Here is a 20627-nt window from a genome sequence, read left to right as displayed (position 1 = left end):
CCTTATCCGTCAAAATTTATTATTTACTACCTATTATACATGATTTACAGTCCCAGTCACCACGCACCGAAATAGCTAATGGTTTTCGCAGCAGACTCCGTACCCAATTCTAAGCAATTTTCGATAGATTGGCCTTTCAATAATCCATAAATAAAACCGGAAATGAAGGAATCCCCCGCACCCATTGTATCCACCACATTCGCTTTAACGGCACCGCATTGATAAAATTGAATGCCGTCATAGGCAAGTGAACCATTTTCTCCTAAAGTGGCGACCGCAATTTTAGATCCTTGATTTTTTACATCTTTTAAAAATTGGCGGATAAAAGCATCATCCTTCGTATAAGAGAAAAATGGATAATCAACAAACTGCGGTAAAGTCTTCACGAGATCGTGATCTAGCTGATCTGAGAAATCAAAAGAAGTGAGCATTCCATTTTCTTTAAATAAGGAATAGTACTTATCCGCATGTCCCCAAATCCCTGAATGTATGAGCTGGTATGTTTGAATGTAATGGAGTTCTTCAGTCGTTAAGCGGAAATGTTTCATGACACCTTCATCGTATTCTCCAAACCTGCGGTCATTTCCTACCATTTCAACAAAGGTAACAGCTGTTTTTCCTTCTTTCCGCGAAAGATGAGAAATATCAACACCTTTTTCCTGTATCGCTTTAACCATTTTTTCACTGTATTGATCGGAGCCCACCCAGCCGATATAAGCAGATTCAGCACCTAACCCTCTTAAATAGACAGCCACATTTAAAGGATTACCGCCAGGATAGACCTCCCCGCTCTTTTGATAAACATCCATACAGTTATCTCCGACTGTAACCGTTCTCATCATTTCCCCCCGCTTTCTTTAAACTTAAGAGCACTACTAAGTAGTGCTCCACTTATCTTAATATTCCATTTGGCGATAGTATCTTCTAAGTGTTAATGGATGATTTCTCTCACGCTCAAGGTATACGCTGATTCGACTTAATACTGACCAGTTGATGCTAACTGAAAAGTGCTTTCTGAATTCTTCGCTGATGCCTTCCATTTCAAAGTTTTTGGTATCAATAACCGTTATATTTTTTGAGATTTTTTCTACAAATCTCTCTACACGGTCCATCAGCGGTCTAGTTTCATCTTCCCCTTTTAATAAAATAACACTTGTATCTTCAACAACAAGTTCAAGCGTACCATGGAAAAACTCTGCAGCGTGGATGGATTTCGCTTGGATCCATTGCATTTCCTCTAAAATGCACATGGCATATGAATAAGTGTTTCCCCAGAGGTTACCAGAGCCAACCATCATGTGGTAATCCGTGTCTTTATGTGTAATGGCGAATTCCTCTGCTTTTTTGTCAAAAGATTTAACGGCATCTAGAATTGCACGCGGAAGTAGAGAAACTTCCTTCGTGAATTGTTCATATTGCGGGAATTCATCGTTGTTATGCATGAAACGGAAGACGACCATATACAAAAGCATAAAGAAAGTATCAAAAGAGTGCGTTTCAGAACCGGTCGTTATACAGTAATCCGCAATTTGTGTTAACGGAGTATTTGGCTCTGCAACTAAAGCGATTGTAGTGGCCCCTTTTTCTTTACAATACTCAGCCGCTGCAACTGTTTCTTGAGTAGTCCCGGATACAGATGTAAAAATGCAGACTGAATCTTTGCTGAAATGCTTATGATTCATCACCATGAACTCAGCAGCAATTTCTGCATGGACATCGATGGTAGAATTTGATTTTAAAATGTATTCATATGGATACATCATGGCTATGGTGCCGCCAGCACCGATAAGGAAAATATTGCTGTAGCCCCTTTTTGTGATTCCATCTACGATTTCTTCAATCTGGCCTCTAAAAGCAAGGCCCTCTTTTTCTACAAGATTTAGAAATAACTCCTCATCAAACTTTAGCATTAACAGCTTCCTCCCTTATCCCTGTTTATTTGTTATGTCTTGTATTATATCTAAACATAATAATTTGTACAATTGTTTTATTTTAAATTTTAGTGTGTTTGTCAAAAGAAGTCTTAACTTCCCTTAAAATTCTGCTAAGCCACGATATCACTGTCGTTATTTTTCTTTGATCCATATTTCCTTTCCCAATAATAGTAAACCGGCAGACCTGTTGCGATGACGATCAATGCTGCAATCACTCCTTGAATAGGCGCCCAAGTAAATGTTCCCCAAGCCAGCCATGATGCTCCAAGAATAGCTAAAAGCGTCGTTAACCTCCACATTGGCATACGATAGATTGGATTATAATCATCCCTTTTACGGCATTTATAAACAGCGGCAAAGTCCATGATGTTAATTACCAATTGAATCAGTGTGAAATAGCCAAGTAATACTGTTAAATTACTGAAGCACACAAGTATACATGCATACGCAACCTGAACGATGATAGAGAAACTTGGAGTTTCATATTTAGGATGAACTCTTGCAAAACGTTGAAAGAATAGTCCGTCCTTTGCCATTGCGTACTCAAGGCGGGGCTGAAACATTATGCAAGAGCTCAGCGAACCCAAGATAACAATGATCGCCGTAATGGCCACGAATGAAGATGCAATATCAGATAATCCCGGAATATATTTTACAGCTTCAGAAACAGCCGCATTGGAGTTGATTAATTCATCAAACGGCATCAAACCGATGACACAAACGGCTAATAGCGTATATAAAGCCAACACGATGAATACCGAACTAATAAGAGCTCGCGGAAGTATTTTCCCTGGATTTTTGAACTCCCCAGCCATGAAACAAATCGCAGCCATTCCCGTATATGCCCATGTGGTTGCGGATACACCACCTATTAAACTTGACTTTTGGGCACCAGGTCCTGGTGTATAAGCAAAGTTATCAGGATTCATGTACATAATTCCCAAGACAATGACAATCAGGAAAGGAATGATCTTGATAGCCGTGATAATGACTTGGAAAAGACCTCCTTCCTTCACACTTCGATAATGAATCGATGTGATGAGCAGGATGATCGCAATACCCAATAATTTCCCGGCGACCCCAGAGAAAAATGGGAAAAAGGTTGCTAAATAAGAAACGAGGGCTAAAGCCATAATCGATATGGATGGAGGATCCAACGCCCAGAAAGTGGCCCATCCATATAAAAATGCCAGAGGCCTCCACCCAGCTTTATTTAAATAAACGTAACCGCTTCCATTTTGGGGGTATGCTGTCGATAACTCCGCCAGCACCATTACTTGCGGAATGGCAATCACCCCGCCTATTATCCAGGCTAGAATGGAAATGGAAGGAGTACCCGCAGCCTTTGCAACATCACCGGATGAGACAAAAATACCCGACCCTATTGTAGTTCCAACAGCAATAGCCAGAGCAGACCAAAAACCCAGTTTTCGTGTAAGTGTGCCATTACTCATAAAGAGTTCCTCCAAATTAGATGATTAAATTCCCAATTCCCTAACTTTTTCAATTGATTTCTTGATTGCATCGCTTGGATTTTGATAATAATTTGATCCCATAATCTCTAAAGTACAACTTCCTTTGTAACGATGGCTTTGAAGGCTTGTTAAATATCCCCTCCAATTTAAAACCCCATCATCCAGTGCCAAATGTGCATCTGATTGACCATCTCCGTCCATTAGGTGAAAATGGCCTAATTCGGGAAGGAAGGAATAGTACTCATCAGGTGTTTCACCTGCCAGATGCATGGAAACCGTATCTATCATTCCTTTTAATGAAGTAGATTGGATTTCCTCTAACATTTTCTTTAGCCCTTTTGAGTCGATTACCAGATTGGATTCATGCTTTGTCAATGGCTCTAAAACAAGAATCAAACCTTCCATCTCAGCTACTTTGGTTAATTGAAAGATTGAGTCACTTGCATATTTCCATGATTCCTCTTGTGAGACAGAAAAGTCCCCTATTCCAGAAGTGATAAGCATCATGTTTGTGTCTAACTCCAGCGCGGCATAAAGATTTTCCATAAAATATTCCATGCTTTTTTTTCGCCAATGAGCATCCGATGATGCAATGTTATATGGATAGATACATTGTTCTGGAGTATAGCAAATGATTTTCATATTTCTAGACTTAATTTCCCTTCTCAAACTCCTTATATTTCCTAATATGTTTCGATAAACATACAAATGTGGCTCCCCACCCCATAACTCAATGCTATTAATCCCAAGGTTGTCCATGCAATCCAAAAAATAATGAAAAGGGAAATGCCTAAAAGTTATATTCATCCCTGCAATATTCAATTATTTCACCCCCTCATAATGACTTTTTTATTTGTTATGCTTTGTATTATAATTAACCAGTACATTGATTGCAATAATTATTTTGAATATTAAAAAAATAATTATTCGCAAAATACGGAAAAGTCGTGATTTTATTATTCAACATTAATTAACTATTTTTTAATGAATACGAATGGTAGAATGTTAAAGTATTTATACCTGTGCACAAATTTCTCTGGTACATTGTGAGTATTATATGAGTGATTATTGTTTGTAATATGATATACCTGTAGAATGGATGTTAACCTGGGGGATTTCCAAGAGATAATGTATCCTGAAATATTGTCAAGTGAGTGGTTAATAAAGAATAAACACCTCAAAAAAGCCGTAATTGAGGTCAATCTCCTTAAATGCTGTATTTTTATCGGAAAATATAGGTGGGTTTACACTAATACTTCGTGAGTCGAATTAGTTTCTAAAACTATTAAAAATAGCAGGCAGTACAATTTGTACTATCCTAACGGAAAGGACGTGCCATAATAATGAATCATGACAAAACAGCCATCACAAAAATCCGTACAGGTCCCATGTTTGCGGTGATGCTGGCTGGTGCTCTAGTAGCTTTCTTAAATCAGACTTTAATTAATATTGCATTGCCTCAATTAATGACTCATTTTGACATATCAGCTGCAACAGCGAATTGGCTTACTACTATCTTCTTATTGGTCAATGGGATTGTCATCCCGATTACCGCTTTCTTAATGGAACGATTCAATACAAGACAATTATATCTAGCTTCGATGGGACTCTTCGCCTTAGGAACTTTTTTATGCGGAATTGCACCCAGCTTCTCCGTCTTATTGATCGGACGTGTGGTTCAAGCAGCAGGTGCGGGGATTTTGTTCCCGTTGATCACAAATGTGATTTTCACTTTATTTCCGCCTAACAGACGCGGTTTCGCAATGGGCATATTTGGTATCGCGATGAACTTTGCCCCAGCTGTAGGACCTACACTATCAGGATGGATTATCCAAAACTATTCTTGGCGGGTTCTGTTTTTTATCATTTTCCCATTTGCCCTACTTGACTTCATCTTTGCCATTTTCATCATTAAAAAAGTAGGGAAAACCAGCCGGCCTAAACTCGATAAACTGGGTGTAATACTATCCACTATCGGATTCGGCGGGGTTCTATATGGATTTGCTACTGGCGGTACCAAGGGATGGGGCAGTCCCGAAGTACTGACGATGTTCCTTGTTGGAGGAATCAGTTTAGTTGTATTTGTCTGGAGGCAATTTACTGTATCTCATCCTATTTTGGAATTTAGAATTTTTCGGTATCGGATGTTCACTTTAACGACAATCATCAACATCATCGCAACCATGGGTATGTTCTCTGGAATGATCATCATGCCAATCTATATGCAGAATATCCGTGGGTTCACTCCGATGGAATCCGGTCTAATGCTATTGCCTGGCGGGATTTTAATGGGGATCATGTCCCCTATCACAGGTAAGCTATTTGATCGATTTGGTGCGAGATGGCTTGCGGTGAGCGGACTTGCCATCACTATCATTACAACCTATCTTTTAACGCGGCTTCAAACAGATACGTCCTATTCTTATGTGGTGTGGGTATATACCATTAGAATGTTCGGAATGTCGATCCTGATGATGCCTATCTTCACAGCCGGATTAAATGAATTGGCACTTAGCCTAAATAAATATGGCACAGCGATGGTCAATACATTGAGAATGGTGGCGGGTGCCGTTGGCATGGCATTCTTTGTGTCCATCATGACAAACCAAGGAACGAAACATGTTCAGGAAATCTTATCTCAAAGGAACATATCACCGGATAATACATCACAAATGGCGAAGGCCATTAAACAGGGCAGCGTAATGGGAGTGGATGATGCATTCATGATAGCAACAGGTTTGACCATAGTTGCATTCATACTGGCCTTTTATATACGGCAAACTTCACCACAAGAAGATACCATTACAAATCGCCTATCAAAAAAAAGCAGCTTGAATAAACAAGGCTAAATCCAACCTATTTTCCAAGGTATAAAAAATTCTTATATTATTAAACTGACTTGCCCCATGAAAACATATAAATGCAAAAAAAGAGGCACTTTTTATGAGTGTCTCTTTTTTTGCCCAAATTACATCATGGCCTCAACGAGAAGACCTTTATTTTGATTAGCTTACTCCCATGTGAATTAAAAATATCTTATGAAGAACAAATAGCAATCGTAATTTCCAATCAGCTAAGTATATATTTAGATTTCTCTCATATATTTTAAAATAATGATTTGGACAAGGGGAATTTTTTTATGAAAAAGTTTGTTACGCTGCTTTTTTCAAGTTTTTGCATTGGAGTAGGTCTTAACTTATTTATTATCCCCATTCATCTAATAAATGGCGGGATATTTGGCATAAGTTTATTAATCAAATATGTTTGGGGAATCCAGGTAGGACATACCATGCTCATGATCAATATTCCCATATACCTTCTATCTCTTCTATACGATAAATCATATTTCTTTAATGCCATCCTTGGGTTAGCATTCACTTCAACCATTATTGATTGGCTAACACCACTAAACGGTTTGGTTCATCTGCCGATCATAACAAGTGCCATTATCGGTGGAATGACGATTGGGATTGGTGTCGGTTTTATGCTGAGACAACATATTAGCCCAGGTGGAGTGGATTTACTAGCACTATTAATATCTAAAACCACAGCAACCAATCCTGGAATTATTATTTTTATCATTGATTCTCTCATAGTAATTGCGGGAATCATTATATTGAAAGACTTAAAGTTAATGTATTCCCTCATCACGATATCCTGTGTCGGGTTCTGCGTCATTATAATCAATTCTTTTAAGACAATTAACTTTTTAAGATAAAGTTGTACTTACAAGTGCTGAACAAGGAATGCTCTCCCTTACGATATGCATTTTGCTCGTACTGTACTCGGGATTTCGTACGTTTTCCCATGATTTCGCACCGTTTACGCGTGAGTTTGGTCCGTTTACTCGTAAGTTACGGCCATTTACTCGTGAATTCGGCTTATTTACTCGTGAATTCGTGCTACACTTGTGATTTCGCTCTGTTTACTCGTGAGTTTTGGCTTCTTACTCGTGAATTTTACTGTTTTACTCGTGAGTTTTGCTGTTTTACTCGTGAATTCACCCTATTTACTCGTGAGTTCGTACTATACCCATGATTTCGGCTGTCACCTTGTGGGAGTAGATTTCTGAAATCAAATGAATATTTTTCAAGAAATAACTGCAGGCAAACTCGCTTTTCTTCAAGTTATCCTTCAGTCAAGCGTGATTCCTAAAGGATTGTGCCACAACTGTTTAAGATTATTTTTTTAGAATGCATTAAAAAAAGAAAAGTGGAATATGATTAAAATGTCAATCTAAGGGAGGGAATGTGAATAAATGAAAAAAACAAAAATTATATATTGGATTTTCACAGGACTTTTAGTGGCACTAATGGTTTTGGGTTCTATTCCGGATATAATGTCTGTTCCCGATGCAGTCGCTTTATTCAATCATTTAGGTTATCCTACTTACCTCCTACCCTTTATTGGGATTGCCAAATTATTAGGTGTCGTGGCAATACTTATTCCAGGCTTTCCAAGAATCAAGGAATGGGCTTATGCTGGTTTTGTATTTGATTTGACGGGGGCTATGTATTCAAGCATTTCAGTGGGCGACCCTGCCAGTGGATGGCTGATTTTCATTATCGGGTATATATTGATAGCCGGCTCTTATATTTACCATCATAAAATATTAAAATCCGCTTCTTCTGGCACATCGAGCAATAAGAATAGTTTAACAATATAAATAAATTGGCCATGAAAAAACACCGTGAAAGGTGTTTTTTCTAATTGTATAAAAGTGGAGGAAGTGATATCAAAAGAAATAAAATCAAAAGCGTCCCAATAGGTTTCCTTATTGGGACGCTTTTTTTAGTACATTTGATTAACTTACTGTTTTTGAAGTTAAATACGCGACAAGGATATAGCGTTCAGGTGCTGACCCAATATAATCAAAAGGGTAACAGGTACTGACGGTTAGCGTTGCCCGTGGCTTTGGTACGATTACGGTTCGATCATCCTTATCCACAATCCGAACTTTGTTGACTTTGTATGTGAACTCTCCTGCCGATGTTCTTACTATCAACAAATCTCCTTCGCCCACTTGCCCGAGTTTACGGAATACCGTATCTCTATGACCGGAAAGTACGGAATTGTCATTTTCACCAGGTAACACACTTCCTGCAAAGTGACCAACGCCTTTTTCCAATTCATCCTCATTTGTGCCATGGAAAATAGGGAGTTTTGTTTTTAGTTTGGGTATATACAGCTCCCCGATTTCTTCACCCGTTTTAGGGCGGACAGGATATAGCTCTTTCTTTGTTGTGTCATTACTTGGTGTTTTATCAATTGTTGGTTTATCACTTGGTGATTTCTGTACAGTTTCATTCACTTGGCTACTTGGAGCATGAGTCTTGTAAAGATAGTAGCCTTTTGCAAACTTATACAGATTTGATGTGGAAAACCAAACCCCAAATAAAATGATGGCAATTGCACAAGAAAGCAGCAGTAACCGCTTTTTCTTTAATTTTTTCATATTAAGCTTTCCTGATTTTTCGATACATCAAGCTTCCGAACAAGACAAGAAATAGTCCTAAAAGGGCACTAGGCAAATAACCGGAAGCGGTATTTGGCAGTTTAGCACCTTTTACGGTTTGATGTTCTGAATTAGTATGGGCACTGATCTTTTGTTTTACTGGTTTAGCAACTGGTGCCTTTCCAATGGTCTTTTGTACCTCTTTAGCAGATTCCTTTATTTGTCCGCCTGCATTAGTAAGAGTATCAGAATCGACCATATCACCTGTTATTAACAGATCAGCCAAGAACTTCCCGTCAGTATTATATATTGATATTTTCAAGTTAGCACCCTTCAATTCTTCCAATTTCATTAAATCCAAAAGGGATACAGGTGATTCCGAGCCACTTTTCACAAGGGAATAGGAAACATTAAGCTTAAAGATGGAAAGTAATTCTTCATAGATTGAGGCCATTTCAGCTATCTGTTCAGCTGTAAGCTCGGTTGCTACATCAAATTCCTCGTAAGCCATCATGCGGTTGCCCAATTCTTCAAGTTGCTTGACTGTTTCCGGGTTGGAAAGATGGTCTTCCAAAGACATCAAGTGGTCTTCAAGCCGCTGTAGTTCCTCTTCCGTTAGACCGAGTTCCTGCTCGAAAATAGGAAGAAGCTCTTCGGCAACTTCGCCATCCATCCCGCCGCCAGTAAGGTTCCAAACAGTTTCTTCAAGATTATCTATGTATATATAATCGTTAATATTTTCACCATTTTCTTCCAACATTTGAAGCAAGGCTTGTTTATCCAATCCATAATTCTCATTAAAATAATCTAAGTTGCTTAGATCTGCCTTTATGACGTCACCCAGGAATTCGCTAAGCTCTTCGACAGATTCAAATTCTTCCGTGCTAAAATCATAGGGTTTCAATGACGCTTCGATATCTTCTAGTGTTACTTGGAAGCCTCTTTCCTTGCTAACCTTGGCCAAATAATTGACTAATTCTTTGTCAAAGTTCGGATCGCGTTCAAAATCGCCCTCTTCTGTCTCTTCTGTATAGAAATAAACAGTTTCATCGAGGTCCCAGATAAAGATATAATCGTCTAGTTCTTCGCCATTTTCGTGTAATAGATTAATTAGGCTCTCATTAGTTAGATTATAATCTTCATAAATGGCATCTAAATTACTCAAATCAGCCTTAATAACTTCGCCCAAGGCTTCTTTTAGATCACCAATAGATTCAAAGTTCTCAATACTTTCATCGTAAAAAGAAAGAGATGTTTCAATATCATCCTTCGTCACTTCAAAACCCCTGACAAGGCTTACCTCTTTTAAATACTTTGTAAGTTCTTTCTCAAAATTCTTGCTTGGTGCCGCCGATGCTAATTGCGGGAATAAGCTAATCAACAACGTAAATGAAACTAAAATGGTCCACAGTTTTTTCATACTTTTCTCCTATTCATAACATTTCATATGTTTCTAGAAAATTATAAGGTAATAACAATAATTTAACAATGAAGTTATTTTTTCCAATAAGGAAAAATTGCTATATTACTTACTTTTTAAACAAACTTTTTAACAGCATATACCACTGTTTACGGTAATCAAGACGTATTTCTTCCTATTTATATATTGACTTCAAAAAGAGGGATTAAAAAACTCCCGCTAATGTGACTCCAGGTAAAAGAATTATTAATATTTTAGGGGAAACATAACTTAGCTCAAGCAAAATGAATATAAATTCACCACCGGGCTACATCAATTTCAAGTAAAGTAGTCAGTCTATAAGTATCAGACCTCATAGCCTATAAAGTTACGCTTAGACAAAGCGAAAAAAGACATACTCGACCTGGAATGGGTCGAGTATGTCGGAAACAGCTATCCAGCTTAATACTCCTTCTTCTACAACTAGACAAAAAACTACAGGTTTTTTATCATTATTTAATCACCGGTATTAACTACTGATACTATACCGTTTCAGAGATTTAAAATGAGTGTTTATTTAATGAGGTCCCCGTATCATATTTAAGACTACTTAAATAAAAAAATGATTCAGGAAGTTAAGCAGTATTACCTGATCGATTATTATTATTTTATTTCCTTTATTGAATTCCTTTTACCTTGTTAAATAAAGAATATAGATATTTTACGCATAGATAAATTGTTTACCATCTCCCACTCCTTTGAAATTATCTAGTTGTACTCACCCGTACAAACCTCCTAGGGCCGATACGTCATTTAAAAGATAAAAGGAGAACGACAGCCCCCTTTGCAAGTTAATTATTTTGTTCGCTAATCCAATCATTTAACTTCATCTATAATGATTCCTGGTTAGTTAATCCATATCCAGCTTGTGAAGTATAAGAGTAGTCACCATTTTTAATCGGCTAAAAAACTACTTATTGTCCTTCAGGGTTTTTGCAACAGATGATTTAAAAGTAAGCAAGCGTTCAGCATTTTTTAAATTACCAAAGCCGAATTCATTGCTGAATCCGGCTTTGGCTAATTCTACTATTTTTCGAAAATTGCATTAGATAGAAGACGGAACAAGTAATCCGGGTGGTCGCGGAAACCTGCTTCTAACCCAATAAGAGTTACATCTTTATTCTGTTCTTTTACGATTACGGCTTGGCCCTTGGCGGTTATGTTATTTTGCCAGTGACCAGCTACGAAGAAATTATCTGAATCTGCAAAGGTCGCGACAATTTCATCATTATCCGTACCCGTGAACCATGTTGGACGATAGACAAAGCCGATATCATCCTCTCCATAACCTGCTGTTAAACCAGTTCCCTCATAATCAACTTTTACGATACCATTACTGTTGGAACCTCCTACATTAATGATGTCGTCTGTAAGACCGAGTGTTTTAGTTGCTCTAGATGCACCAGCACCTACAGCTATATATTTGCCTCCTTCATTTAAGAAGCTTGTCACATTGTCTTTAAATGCATTAAGTTGCCCGGCGTTCTGTAATCCAAATTCTTTATTAGCTTCGGAAAGGTTAGTAGAAATGAGACTTTCCGTTCCACTATAGACAAAAATATCAAAACCGTTAAGGGGATTTTTAGCCACTTCGACTGGCGTAACTTCTGTCACATCAAAACCTAGTCTTTTCAAAGCAAGCTTTGTTCCTGCGTGTGATTTCTGTTTACCCATACCTCCATCCTTTAATATAGCCACTTTTACAGACGTAATAGCCACTGCATCTGCTGGTACATCAGCAGTTCCAACCTGTAACCCAGATTCTTTCACCGCTGCTGATACCTGATTAGCTACTGTTTTTGCAAAGAAGTTACCTTGTGCATCACGTACAATAGGTATTCCTTGCTTAAGCAATCTATTTACTAAATTTACCGATTGGACAGAGCTGTTCGGAATCATAAACGGTCCTTTTCCTGAAACCTTTCCTTGACCTGTAATCTGGTTTACTTTCGTTGCATTGACTTTAATAGGATTTTGCGTGGCTACTGCCTCGAATCCCCAAAGCTCCGGTAAGCTCCATGCGGAAATGTCGTACATTGCTGGGGTATCGTTCGTGATGTCTTCCCCATCCCAGAGCATCGTGTTTGCTAATCCGGCTTTCGCCTGGTCCATCTCAACGAGATAAGTTCCTTTTGGATATAACACTCCATCCGCTTCAAATGCATTCACAGCTTGAACAACTTCAATATCATTATTGATCAAATGATTTACAGCCTTATTCGTAACAGTCGGATCCTTAGGGTCTAGTGGAAGTATGTAGGCTTTTGGAAATAACCCTTCCTTATGAAAAGGATGGTCAAAGTTAATTCCTCTTTTAAAAACTTCAATTTGATCAGTAATCATGGATTGCTTGTTGGCTGTTGCAAATTTCAGTGCTCCCATAATCGAATTATACATCCATCGTACGCCGTCCCAATCATTTGTTGGAGCTTCTAATGTATGACCGTAAGCACCATGATACATCGCATACATTGGTGTGAAAATTGGTGGGTAATCATCCCAGCCAGCGGAGTCATCGCGCAGCGGAATATAGGTACCTTTCATGTTTTGATACAAGGATCCTGAATAGTTCTCATGATCCTTCATTATTTCCGCTTCCATCGCTTCTGCCTGTTTATAGGCCCATTTTCCGTATAAGTCATACTCATAATTAGGATTATGCGGTGGCGTACAAGGCTCAATTAACCCCTGCAGATTTGGCTGATAATTCTTCACATAACCATGAGTATCAAGGAACACCATCGGGTTCCATTCTTTAATGAGCTCAACCATCTCTTTCGTTTCTGGCTGCGATTGGGTGATAAAGTCACGATTTATGTCAATTCCTTCGCCATTAAAGCGGGTGGCATCAATACGTCCATCAGGGTTTTGTACGACATTGAAAATAAGAATATTATTCTCTAAAACGTCTTTGGTTGTTGCATCATTTTGGGTAGCAAAACGTTCAATTAATTGAAGGATTGCATCGCTTCCGACAAATTCAGTCCCATGAATAGAGCCATTAATCATGATTGGAACTTTAAAGTCTGGATTATTGGCAACCCATTCTTGAGCTTTGCCTGGATTCTTAAACATTTGCTTTCTAAGTGCCTTCACTTTTCCGAACTTTCCTTGTGTTGTTGGGTCGGCAATCGTGACAACATAGAGTGGGTTTCCATCAGCTGATGTTCCACGGACTTCAACTTTCACACGGTTTGAAAGTTTTTCAATCTCTTTTAATTTGGAACCAATTTGTGAAAATTTCACAAAGTCATAGTTTTCGCTATTAAACTTGCTTCCGTCCTGTTCCTCATATGTATTCACATTTGTCCATTGAGGTTTCTCAGCATGTCCAGAACTCCACGGTATTACTGTTAGTAAACTCACAGCCATCAGGCCGGATAATGCTTTTTTCTTTTTCATCCTAAAACCTCCAGTATGATTTTTTTTGTATATATCCCACCAAGTCGTTCAAGGTTTATTTTATTGGGATTCGCTTTCCTATTGCAGCACTAGTTTCGGAAGGTCAAATTTATGTAGTGTTACTTGCTGGGGACCTTATCAAATTTTATAAAGAATATTTTTAACGATGTGGTTTGTTCAACGTTATAAAATTAAACCGCTTTCAACAGGGTTTGTTCAGCCATTTAGCGAGTCATTTCGTGTTGTATTCAATTAAAATATGTATTAGTTAATTAACGCAATATCTAAACCCGCATTGGCTACTGTAGCTGATTAAATTCCTTTCTAGACTAATAAATTTCTCCTTTTCTGCTCCCTACTAATATTTTAAATTTACATGTTTAAGAGTATCGCCTCCTTATTAAGAAATAGTAACTACAAACTTAGATAACTGTTTTATAATATTATACACTTATTTTTGTGCGAATTAAGAATTTTCAGTTAATAATAATTGAATTTTTATCCTTTTTTCATACATCAGAAACATAAAATTATTTACAAATAATTTCCACGCGCTAAATTAGTAAAAATCTGTATAACTGTTTTGAAGTTTGTCCCCAACGGTCAGTTACATGGGAAATCCCTCGAATCCTTTGAAATTCATGTGCTTTTTGATTTCCTCTAATCAGTATTATGAAAACTAAAATGAGCTCACTTTTCTGATAACCTTATATTGAGTATAGTAAATAGAGCAAACCACAAATGTTGAACTTCCGTACTTGGGCCTAAAAAACATATTCAGTATTGCACACTGCGAAGGAATCCCGAGAGGACTATTATAAAACTCCTAGGCCACAGTTGATAAAAAAGCAACCGTTTTATATCCAAACGGTTGCTTTTTTTCATTGCTATAAAGGTTTCCAAATTCTCTTTAAATCTATTGGTACGAATACTTTATCCCCATGCTTATATATGATGAGATGTAAAAAGTATGGTTCTAAACTTAACCCTTCTGTTTTATGTCTATCTGGATTTTATTGATAATAGGAGCCCATTCATTGCACTTACACTATTAGATTTAAATCTCCACACACATAACTGACAAAGAACTTGAATATCATTTACAGGCATCGTACTCCATGAAATTTAATTGATTGAAGTAGCAATACAGAAAAGGATGTAGCATTCGCTCCTTCCTTTTCTGTATTATGGGACATTAATCGAAGAATAGTCTTGGTCTACGACTATCAGATGAACTTTTTCACCTTATTTAAGGGCAGTTTTTATAACAATGTGATTATCATACTTATACCTTGGCTAAAAGCTCCTAAGGTTTACTGAGCTTTCTTGAAAAGATTGCCTAATCAAAAAGGAGATAGAGCAACATTTTGGTCTAGATCATATTTAAGCAAAAGTTGCAGTACTAAAATACTTGCTTTATTATTTAGGGTATAGTATATTAATTGACGCATCAACTATTGAGCTATCAATTACTTTGTCTAACGTATGAAAAGAGGGTGTTTCTTGACGAATTCATTGTGTAATGAATCCTTAATTTTATATAAAATGAACTGCCTTAACAAACAGATAAGTTCAAAATTTGAAAGTTGTACAGGCATTAGTCAATCAAGACATGATATCTTATATCAGCTTTATCAAGTTGATGAAATTAGTCAAACAGCACTTCAAAAAGAGGTTAACATTGACAGTGCAGCGATTACCCGGCATTTAAAACAACTTGAAGCGACTGGGATGATTTTAAGACGCAAAGATCCGGAGGATAATCGATTTACTCTTGTCTGTCTTTCAGATCATGGTCGCAAACAGATTATTCTCTACCAAGCTGAAAAGGCTCGTTTTGTCACTTTAATGCTTAAAGATTTTAAAGAAGAAGAACGTCAAGAGTTAACAGATATGCTGACACGAATTCAAAAAAATATAAGCCAAGTCTAACACTTGCTTAAATTAAACTACTAAATTTAAAAAGAGGAGACTATCAACTATGGCTACTACAGCACAATTAACAAATGATTTCAAAGAAATTGTCACAGGACGCCGCTCCATAAAAAATTACGACAAATCCGTAAAGATCAGTAGGGAAGAAATGGAGAAAATACTTACCTTAGCGACACTTGCTCCTTCTTCAGTTAATATGCAACCATGGCGCTTCCTTGTAATTGATAGTCCTGAGGGAAAAGCAACACTTGCACCTCTTGCTCGCTTTAACCAAAATCAAGTCGAAACATCTTCCGCAGTAATTGCCGTATTTGGTGATATGAACAATTTTGATAACGCCGAAGAAATCTACGGTAAAGCTGTAGATTTAGGGCTTATGCCTTTAGAAGTAAAAGAAAACATATTAGCTTCATTTGCTGGATATTTCGAAAAAATCACTAGAGAAGAGATGAAAGAGGTCGTTCTAGTTGATGGTGGTCTTGTATCCATGCAACTGATGCTTGCGGCTCGTGCTTATGGCTATGATACAAATCCAATTGGTGGCTATGAAAAAGGCCAGATCGCAGAAGCTTTTGGATTAGAAAAAGATCGGTACGTACCAGTTATGCTAATTTCAATCGGTAAAGCAGCAGATAATGGCCATCAATCAGTTCGTCTTCCAATTGATAAAGTCGCACAATGGAAGTAAAGAATCCATTCATTTCAACCGAGATGTTATTTTTACTTTAATTATATATTAAGTTTATTATGCTTAACAAATGAGAGGATGACGTTTAATGATTATCATTCATGCCGTATTCAATATTAATCCAGCAAAACAAGATGCATTTCTAGAGGAGATTCAACAGCTAATCGCAGCTTCAAGAGCGGAAAGTGGAAATGTTTCTTACAATCTTCACAAAGCTACAGAAAAAGACAATGAGTTTACAATGGTTGAAGTTTGGCAAGATCATCTAGCGGTTGCAAGCCATAATTCAAGTGAGCACTTTACCTCGTTTGTTGGTAAAGCTAAAGAATTCCTCTCTTCACCTTTAATTGTTAACGCATTTGAAGGACAACCATTAAAATAATGAGTTAAAATGTATGGGATATCCTATATACCATCTTATAAAACAAAGAGTTGCTGCTTCAGTAAAACAAGCTGCAACTCTTGTTTATTTCTATTCCATTTTCTCGAACATCACGCGCTTATTTGGCGTACATAATCTGTGTGACAATTTCCATGGAAAGAGGAATGCAAATAGTTCCATTTATTTATCGAATTTCAGTTTTTCCAAAGCATCCGCCAATGCTGTATCAATCGGTTCTTCTTTATTTTGATTCTTCATGAAATTGGAGATTTCTTTTTTCGACACTTTTTGATTTTTGTTTTGTTAATTATTTTTATGTTCATACGAATTCTAAAAGGAGGGCTGAAAGTGTATATGCTTCATTCACCAAGGATGGATATCCCCCACAATAAAGCGAAATATCTAGGGATGGCCGGCTAATTTTTTTGACGAGTTTCTTCTATTACTTGAGCTTTCGGTCGCCCGAAAGGCACACCGTTTTGCAAAGCCACATCAATTGCTTCACGCTGCCGTTTCCGGATCCTATCCCGTTCTTCTTCCTCCATCTAGGAAAGAATTTGCAAAACTAAATCTGCAATGAATGTACCGAGACTATCTTTAAATTGAGTTGTATCGAGCAATGGCATATCCAAAACGACGATATCCTCCTGGATATTTTTTGTAATGTCATTCCACTCTTTTAGTATCTCCTCTTTGTTCCGACCAAAACGATCAAGAGAATAAATGTATAGAATGTCTCCTTTAAGTACCACACATTTTAGTAATTGGTATTGAGCCCTATTGAAATCTTTTCACATTATTTATCCAAAATATCACGTGGATTAACGCCTAATTTTTTTATCGCTTCTAACTGCCGACCTTCATTTTGATCTTTGCTACTAACTCGTGTGAAACCAAATTTACGAACATCCATTTTTCCATTCCTTTTTCTGCTTTCTTCCCTCTTATACTGCCAAAATCGTTCGTAAAAGTGTGTGCAACACTAAGTACGTTCGTAAAATGTTTTTCAACTTTAACGAACGTAAAAACAGGGTGAATTTATAGAAAAAAGAACCGTTCATTAAAGTGTACTTTTACGAACGACACCTGTTAGTTTAAGTACACTAATTAAAAAACTTAAAATAATTTCTTTTTTGTTGTTAAAAGAGGCTGCCGATTGGCAGCTAAGCTCGGTGCAACCCCCTCCCCTGAAGTAAGACACCGAAGAAGAACGAAAAACTTCTAATATAATAAGAACCATTAATTAGTTACTAAAGACAAGAATTATAAATTAAAAACAAGAACATTGGAAGCAAGATGGATACGCATTGTCTAAACAAGGGATTCAAAACAAGGATCAAACGAGAAAGCAAATCGAGAAACAGGATAAAAGAAATGATATTGAACTAGGTAATGAATTTCAAATTGATAAACAAGTTCATAGAGCCCCCAAAAAAGTGGACGTCAAGTAAATAAAAAATAACACCAATCTTTCGGGGTTATTTTTTCTATTTATTTTCAGAAACAGCTCCTGAAAAAACCTTAAGAATTTGGGAATCTCCTTCTTTCAAGATAGATTCTTTATTATTAGATGTTTAACAACTTCCTTTTCTTTTTGTTAGGCTGCAGTCACCTCACAATTCATTTCAATCTTCCATAGAAAGCAAAATGTTGATTCCAATAATCTTTTAATTTACTGTACCCACTCCCTTTACTTTCGCGTTATATTTTTCCTTCCCCTACATAAATTCCAACATGAGATATATGGTTATAATTAGCTGTTCCTGAAAAAAATAAAATCACCGGTTTAAGCTCATTCTTGTTGATCCGTTCTGTGTAGTTATACTATTCTGCATCTGTACAAGGAATATTAATTCCAATTTGATTAAATTCCACTGCATAATCCACCCCAATCAAAGCTTGTATTCGGTTAACCCCTCCCCATTGGTAAGCATCCCCTTGTAGGCAAAGAGCCGCGTCCATATGAGACACTTGGTAGGGGTTGCAGTCATAAAAAAAGCCGACAGAATCAACTGACAGCTTTGGGAAACAATATGCTTTTCAACCTTTAACTAATGCGATTAGTCCAGCTTAGTTTTATGCCTTTGGAGGGATTTAACGTCTACTTCTTCTCAATGGTATTTTATTAATTTGTGTTATCAATAATTTTCACACGAGAATTGGAACAAAATAGTTATTATAACTAAACTAGAATTTCATTCTGAATGTTGATTGATTCACTCTGATTAATTCTTGTGTTCTCCCACATCCAATTGTGAAATTGTGGATACGCTTTTCTATATTGTTCAGCATATAATTGATATTTTTCATGATTTTCTTTATTAGGTTCTATTCTTTCTTTTTTAAATCGCACCATGTTTGCCACGGCTTCCTCAATATTTTTATAGGCTCTTCCAGCCACACTAGCCAAAATTGCAGAACCTAAACAAGCTACTTGATTGTCTTCTGGTACATTTATTACAATATTACTCACATCTGCATGAATTTGTAGAAATAATTTACTATTTGTTGCTCCACCTGCTGCATATACCTCTGAGGTGTCAATGCCATTGTTTCTAAAATTTCGGATATTATAATCTGTTCCATATGCAACCGCTTCCAGTACAGCTCTGTAAATATGTGCCCTTCCATGTTTTAATGACAATCCAGATATTAAGCCTCTAACATTTGGGTCTACATGAGGTGACCGGTTACCCTGCCAATAATCTAAAACAATAAGCCCCTCAGAACCTGGCGGAATGATAGAAGCTTCACGATTTAATAGATCATAAACACTCACATTTTTAACATTTGCTATAGCTTCTAAATCCTTACAAAAATTTGTTCTAAACCACTTGATAGTCGAGCCCGATGAAGATTGTCCTGCTTCTACGAGTCTTAATCCAGGAATTACTGCATCCGGAAATGATCCTAGTATTTCCTTTGCATGAATTGGTTTAGTTGTTAATCCATAAACATTATGTGAAGAACCTGTAACTAGCGCTATTTTTCCTGGTTGAGTCACTCCTAAACCAATTATGCCATTAAGGGCATCTACGCCTCCTTGAGCAACAGGTGTTCCTTCGTTTAATCCTAATTCATCTGCTATCTCTTGTGTAAGTCCACCGATATGTTCACCTAATTTACAAATATCCTTAGGCAGTTTTTCAAAGATATCACCTATTCCAATTGCTTCATAAAAGTGCTTTGGAATCCCTCCTTCTTCTTGATTGTAATGCCACCTATATGTTGTGGTACTAACACTTCCAGTGCACCTACCTGTCAGTCTGTAGGTATACCAATCTGAAAAGTCTAAGATTTTGTCTGCGCTTTCATAATTTTGAGGTTCATTTCTCTTTAGCCAAAGAGCCTTACATACCATCCATTCTGGAGAAACATTTCCATAACCGTTGTATTTTAACGCGTCATCCCCAGTGGAGGAAATAAATTGAGCTTCCTCATGAGAACGAATGTCCATCCATAAAAGAGCACGTCTCAATGGTGTTCCGTCATTTTTACAGGGTACAATTGTAGCGCAAGTCGTATCCAAACTTAAGCCAATAATCTGATCTTTAGTGGAACCAGATTGATTCATTGCTTTTTTAATACTATCAACTAAAGCAGCCCACCATTCGTTCGGATCTTGTTCTGCCCAACCAGGTTCAGGGTGATACGTTGGGTAACCCGTAATACCTAATCCAACTTGTTTTCCATATAAATCGTATACCCCTACTCTAACACTCTCTGTTCCAGCGTCAATTCCTATGACTAGCTCCTTTTTCATTGGTACAATCCCCTCTTCCAAAACTAAAATAATTTAAAAAAATCCTCTACAAATGTTCAAGTCACATTTAGAAATCTGGATATTTTCTAAACCACTATAATTTTTCTGAAAATTCCCACAAATTACAATCTTAA

Annotated in this window: 15 protein-coding genes and 1 pseudogene; 7 read left to right on the top strand and 9 right to left on the bottom strand. The window is 37.2% G+C overall.

Annotation, left to right across the window (positions count from 1 at the left end):
* Nucleotides 1–56: 56 nt before the first annotated feature.
* The 4 genes from frlD to AC0VX1_RS09240 all read right to left on the bottom strand — a co-directional run bounded on the left by frlD (nucleotide 57) and on the right by AC0VX1_RS09240 (nucleotide 4231).
* Complete coding sequence (gene frlD / locus AC0VX1_RS09255) at nucleotides 57–839, bottom strand: fructoselysine 6-kinase (RefSeq protein WP_187049151.1); 783 nt, start codon at nucleotides 837–839, stop codon at nucleotides 57–59.
* Between the two features lie 57 nt (nucleotides 840–896).
* Nucleotides 897–1910 carry an SIS domain-containing protein gene (locus AC0VX1_RS09250; protein ID WP_413023029.1) on the bottom strand — a complete coding sequence of 338 codons (1014 nt, stop codon included), beginning with the start codon at nucleotides 1908–1910 and terminating at the stop codon, nucleotides 897–899.
* Between the two features lie 134 nt (nucleotides 1911–2044).
* Nucleotides 2045–3388, bottom strand: a complete 1344-nt coding sequence (locus AC0VX1_RS09245; RefSeq protein ID WP_413008959.1) for an amino acid permease — start codon at nucleotides 3386–3388, stop codon at nucleotides 2045–2047.
* A gap of 24 nt (nucleotides 3389–3412) precedes the next feature.
* Nucleotides 3413–4231: a TIM barrel protein gene (locus AC0VX1_RS09240; protein WP_096340615.1), complete on the bottom strand. Its 819-nt coding sequence runs from the start codon at nucleotides 4229–4231 to the stop codon at nucleotides 3413–3415.
* 521 nt (nucleotides 4232–4752) lie between these two features.
* Between AC0VX1_RS09240 and AC0VX1_RS09235 the strand changes: the two genes are divergently transcribed.
* From AC0VX1_RS09235 to AC0VX1_RS09225, 3 genes are all read left to right on the top strand, one after another.
* Nucleotides 4753–6258: a DHA2 family efflux MFS transporter permease subunit gene (locus AC0VX1_RS09235; protein ID WP_475470853.1), complete on the top strand. Its 1506-nt coding sequence runs from the start codon at nucleotides 4753–4755 to the stop codon at nucleotides 6256–6258.
* Nucleotides 6259–6548: 290 nt separating this feature from the next.
* Nucleotides 6549–7127 (top strand): YitT family protein, encoded by a 579-nt coding sequence (locus AC0VX1_RS09230; protein WP_413001991.1) that lies wholly within the window; start codon nucleotides 6549–6551, stop codon nucleotides 7125–7127.
* 540 nt (nucleotides 7128–7667) lie between these two features.
* On the top strand, nucleotides 7668–8075 hold the full coding sequence (locus AC0VX1_RS09225) for a DoxX family protein (protein ID WP_048687048.1): 408 nt from the start codon (nucleotides 7668–7670) through the stop codon (nucleotides 8073–8075).
* A gap of 138 nt (nucleotides 8076–8213) precedes the next feature.
* On the opposite strand, the gene AC0VX1_RS09220 is transcribed toward AC0VX1_RS09225, so the two are convergent.
* The 3 genes from AC0VX1_RS09220 to AC0VX1_RS09210 form a co-directional block, all read right to left on the bottom strand.
* Nucleotides 8214–8864, bottom strand: coding sequence for a class D sortase (locus tag AC0VX1_RS09220; RefSeq protein ID WP_475470851.1), 651 nt, complete (start codon nucleotides 8862–8864; stop codon nucleotides 8214–8216).
* Nucleotide 8865: 1 nt separating this feature from the next.
* Nucleotides 8866–10284 (bottom strand): processed acidic surface protein, encoded by a 1419-nt coding sequence (locus AC0VX1_RS09215; protein ID WP_475470849.1) that lies wholly within the window; start codon nucleotides 10282–10284, stop codon nucleotides 8866–8868.
* A gap of 1065 nt (nucleotides 10285–11349) precedes the next feature.
* The gene (locus AC0VX1_RS09210) at nucleotides 11350–13725 is read right to left on the bottom strand and encodes a M14 family zinc carboxypeptidase (RefSeq protein WP_475470847.1); all 2376 of its coding nucleotides are present in this window, start codon (nucleotides 13723–13725) and stop codon (nucleotides 11350–11352) included.
* 1503 nt (nucleotides 13726–15228) lie between these two features.
* Here AC0VX1_RS09210 and AC0VX1_RS09205 point away from each other — a divergent pair.
* From AC0VX1_RS09205 to AC0VX1_RS09195, 3 genes are all read left to right on the top strand, one after another.
* Entirely contained in the window at nucleotides 15229–15657 is a 429-nt protein-coding gene (locus AC0VX1_RS09205) for a MarR family winged helix-turn-helix transcriptional regulator (protein ID WP_413008951.1), read from the top strand.
* 49 nt (nucleotides 15658–15706) lie between these two features.
* On the top strand, nucleotides 15707–16348 hold the full coding sequence (locus AC0VX1_RS09200; protein WP_475470845.1) for a nitroreductase family protein: 642 nt from the start codon (nucleotides 15707–15709) through the stop codon (nucleotides 16346–16348).
* Nucleotides 16349–16436: 88 nt separating this feature from the next.
* Nucleotides 16437–16730: a putative quinol monooxygenase gene (locus AC0VX1_RS09195; RefSeq protein WP_413008949.1), complete on the top strand. Its 294-nt coding sequence runs from the start codon at nucleotides 16437–16439 to the stop codon at nucleotides 16728–16730.
* A gap of 434 nt (nucleotides 16731–17164) precedes the next feature.
* Here AC0VX1_RS09195 and AC0VX1_RS09190 read toward each other — a convergent pair.
* Nucleotides 17165–17643: pseudogene (locus AC0VX1_RS09190) on the bottom strand (recombinase family protein); the annotation flags it as partial.
* 394 nt (nucleotides 17644–18037) lie between these two features.
* Between AC0VX1_RS09190 and AC0VX1_RS09185 the strand changes: the two are divergent.
* Nucleotides 18038–18181, top strand: a complete 144-nt coding sequence (locus AC0VX1_RS09185) for a hypothetical protein (RefSeq protein WP_475470843.1) — start codon at nucleotides 18038–18040, stop codon at nucleotides 18179–18181.
* Nucleotides 18182–18912: 731 nt separating this feature from the next.
* On the opposite strand, the gene AC0VX1_RS09180 is transcribed toward AC0VX1_RS09185, so the two are convergent.
* Nucleotides 18913–20493, bottom strand: coding sequence for an FGGY-family carbohydrate kinase (locus AC0VX1_RS09180; protein ID WP_475470841.1), 1581 nt, complete (start codon nucleotides 20491–20493; stop codon nucleotides 18913–18915).
* Nucleotides 20494–20627 lie beyond the last annotated feature (134 nt).

It is taken from the genome of Peribacillus sp. QJM3NY_7, from assembly GCF_056173225.1.
The sequence above is the reverse complement of the archived record's forward strand: the minus strand, read 5'-3'. Positions and strand labels throughout refer to the sequence as shown.

Excerpts from the sequence above, each read along its gene's own strand:
- frlD (WP_187049151.1), bottom strand. The coding sequence starts at position 839 with ATGAGAACGGTTACAGTCGGAGATAACTGTATGGATGTTTATCAAAAG.
- AC0VX1_RS09250 (WP_413023029.1), bottom strand. The coding sequence starts at position 1,910 with ATGCTAAAGTTTGATGAGGAGTTATTTCTAAATCTTGTAGAAAAAGAG.
- AC0VX1_RS09245 (WP_413008959.1), bottom strand. The coding sequence starts at position 3,388 with ATGAGTAATGGCACACTTACACGAAAACTGGGTTTTTGGTCTGCTCTG.
- AC0VX1_RS09235 (WP_475470853.1), top strand. The coding sequence starts at position 4,753 with ATGAATCATGACAAAACAGCCATCACAAAAATCCGTACAGGTCCCATG.
- AC0VX1_RS09230 (WP_413001991.1), top strand. The coding sequence starts at position 6,549 with ATGAAAAAGTTTGTTACGCTGCTTTTTTCAAGTTTTTGCATTGGAGTA.
- AC0VX1_RS09225 (WP_048687048.1), top strand. The coding sequence starts at position 7,668 with ATGAAAAAAACAAAAATTATATATTGGATTTTCACAGGACTTTTAGTG.
- AC0VX1_RS09220 (WP_475470851.1), bottom strand. The coding sequence starts at position 8,864 with ATGAAAAAATTAAAGAAAAAGCGGTTACTGCTGCTTTCTTGTGCAATT.
- AC0VX1_RS09215 (WP_475470849.1), bottom strand. The coding sequence starts at position 10,284 with ATGAAAAAACTGTGGACCATTTTAGTTTCATTTACGTTGTTGATTAGC.
- AC0VX1_RS09210 (WP_475470847.1), bottom strand. The coding sequence starts at position 13,725 with ATGAAAAAGAAAAAAGCATTATCCGGCCTGATGGCTGTGAGTTTACTA.
- AC0VX1_RS09200 (WP_475470845.1), top strand. The coding sequence starts at position 15,707 with ATGGCTACTACAGCACAATTAACAAATGATTTCAAAGAAATTGTCACA.
- AC0VX1_RS09195 (WP_413008949.1), top strand. The coding sequence starts at position 16,437 with ATGATTATCATTCATGCCGTATTCAATATTAATCCAGCAAAACAAGAT.
- AC0VX1_RS09180 (WP_475470841.1), bottom strand. The coding sequence starts at position 20,493 with ATGAAAAAGGAGCTAGTCATAGGAATTGACGCTGGAACAGAGAGTGTT.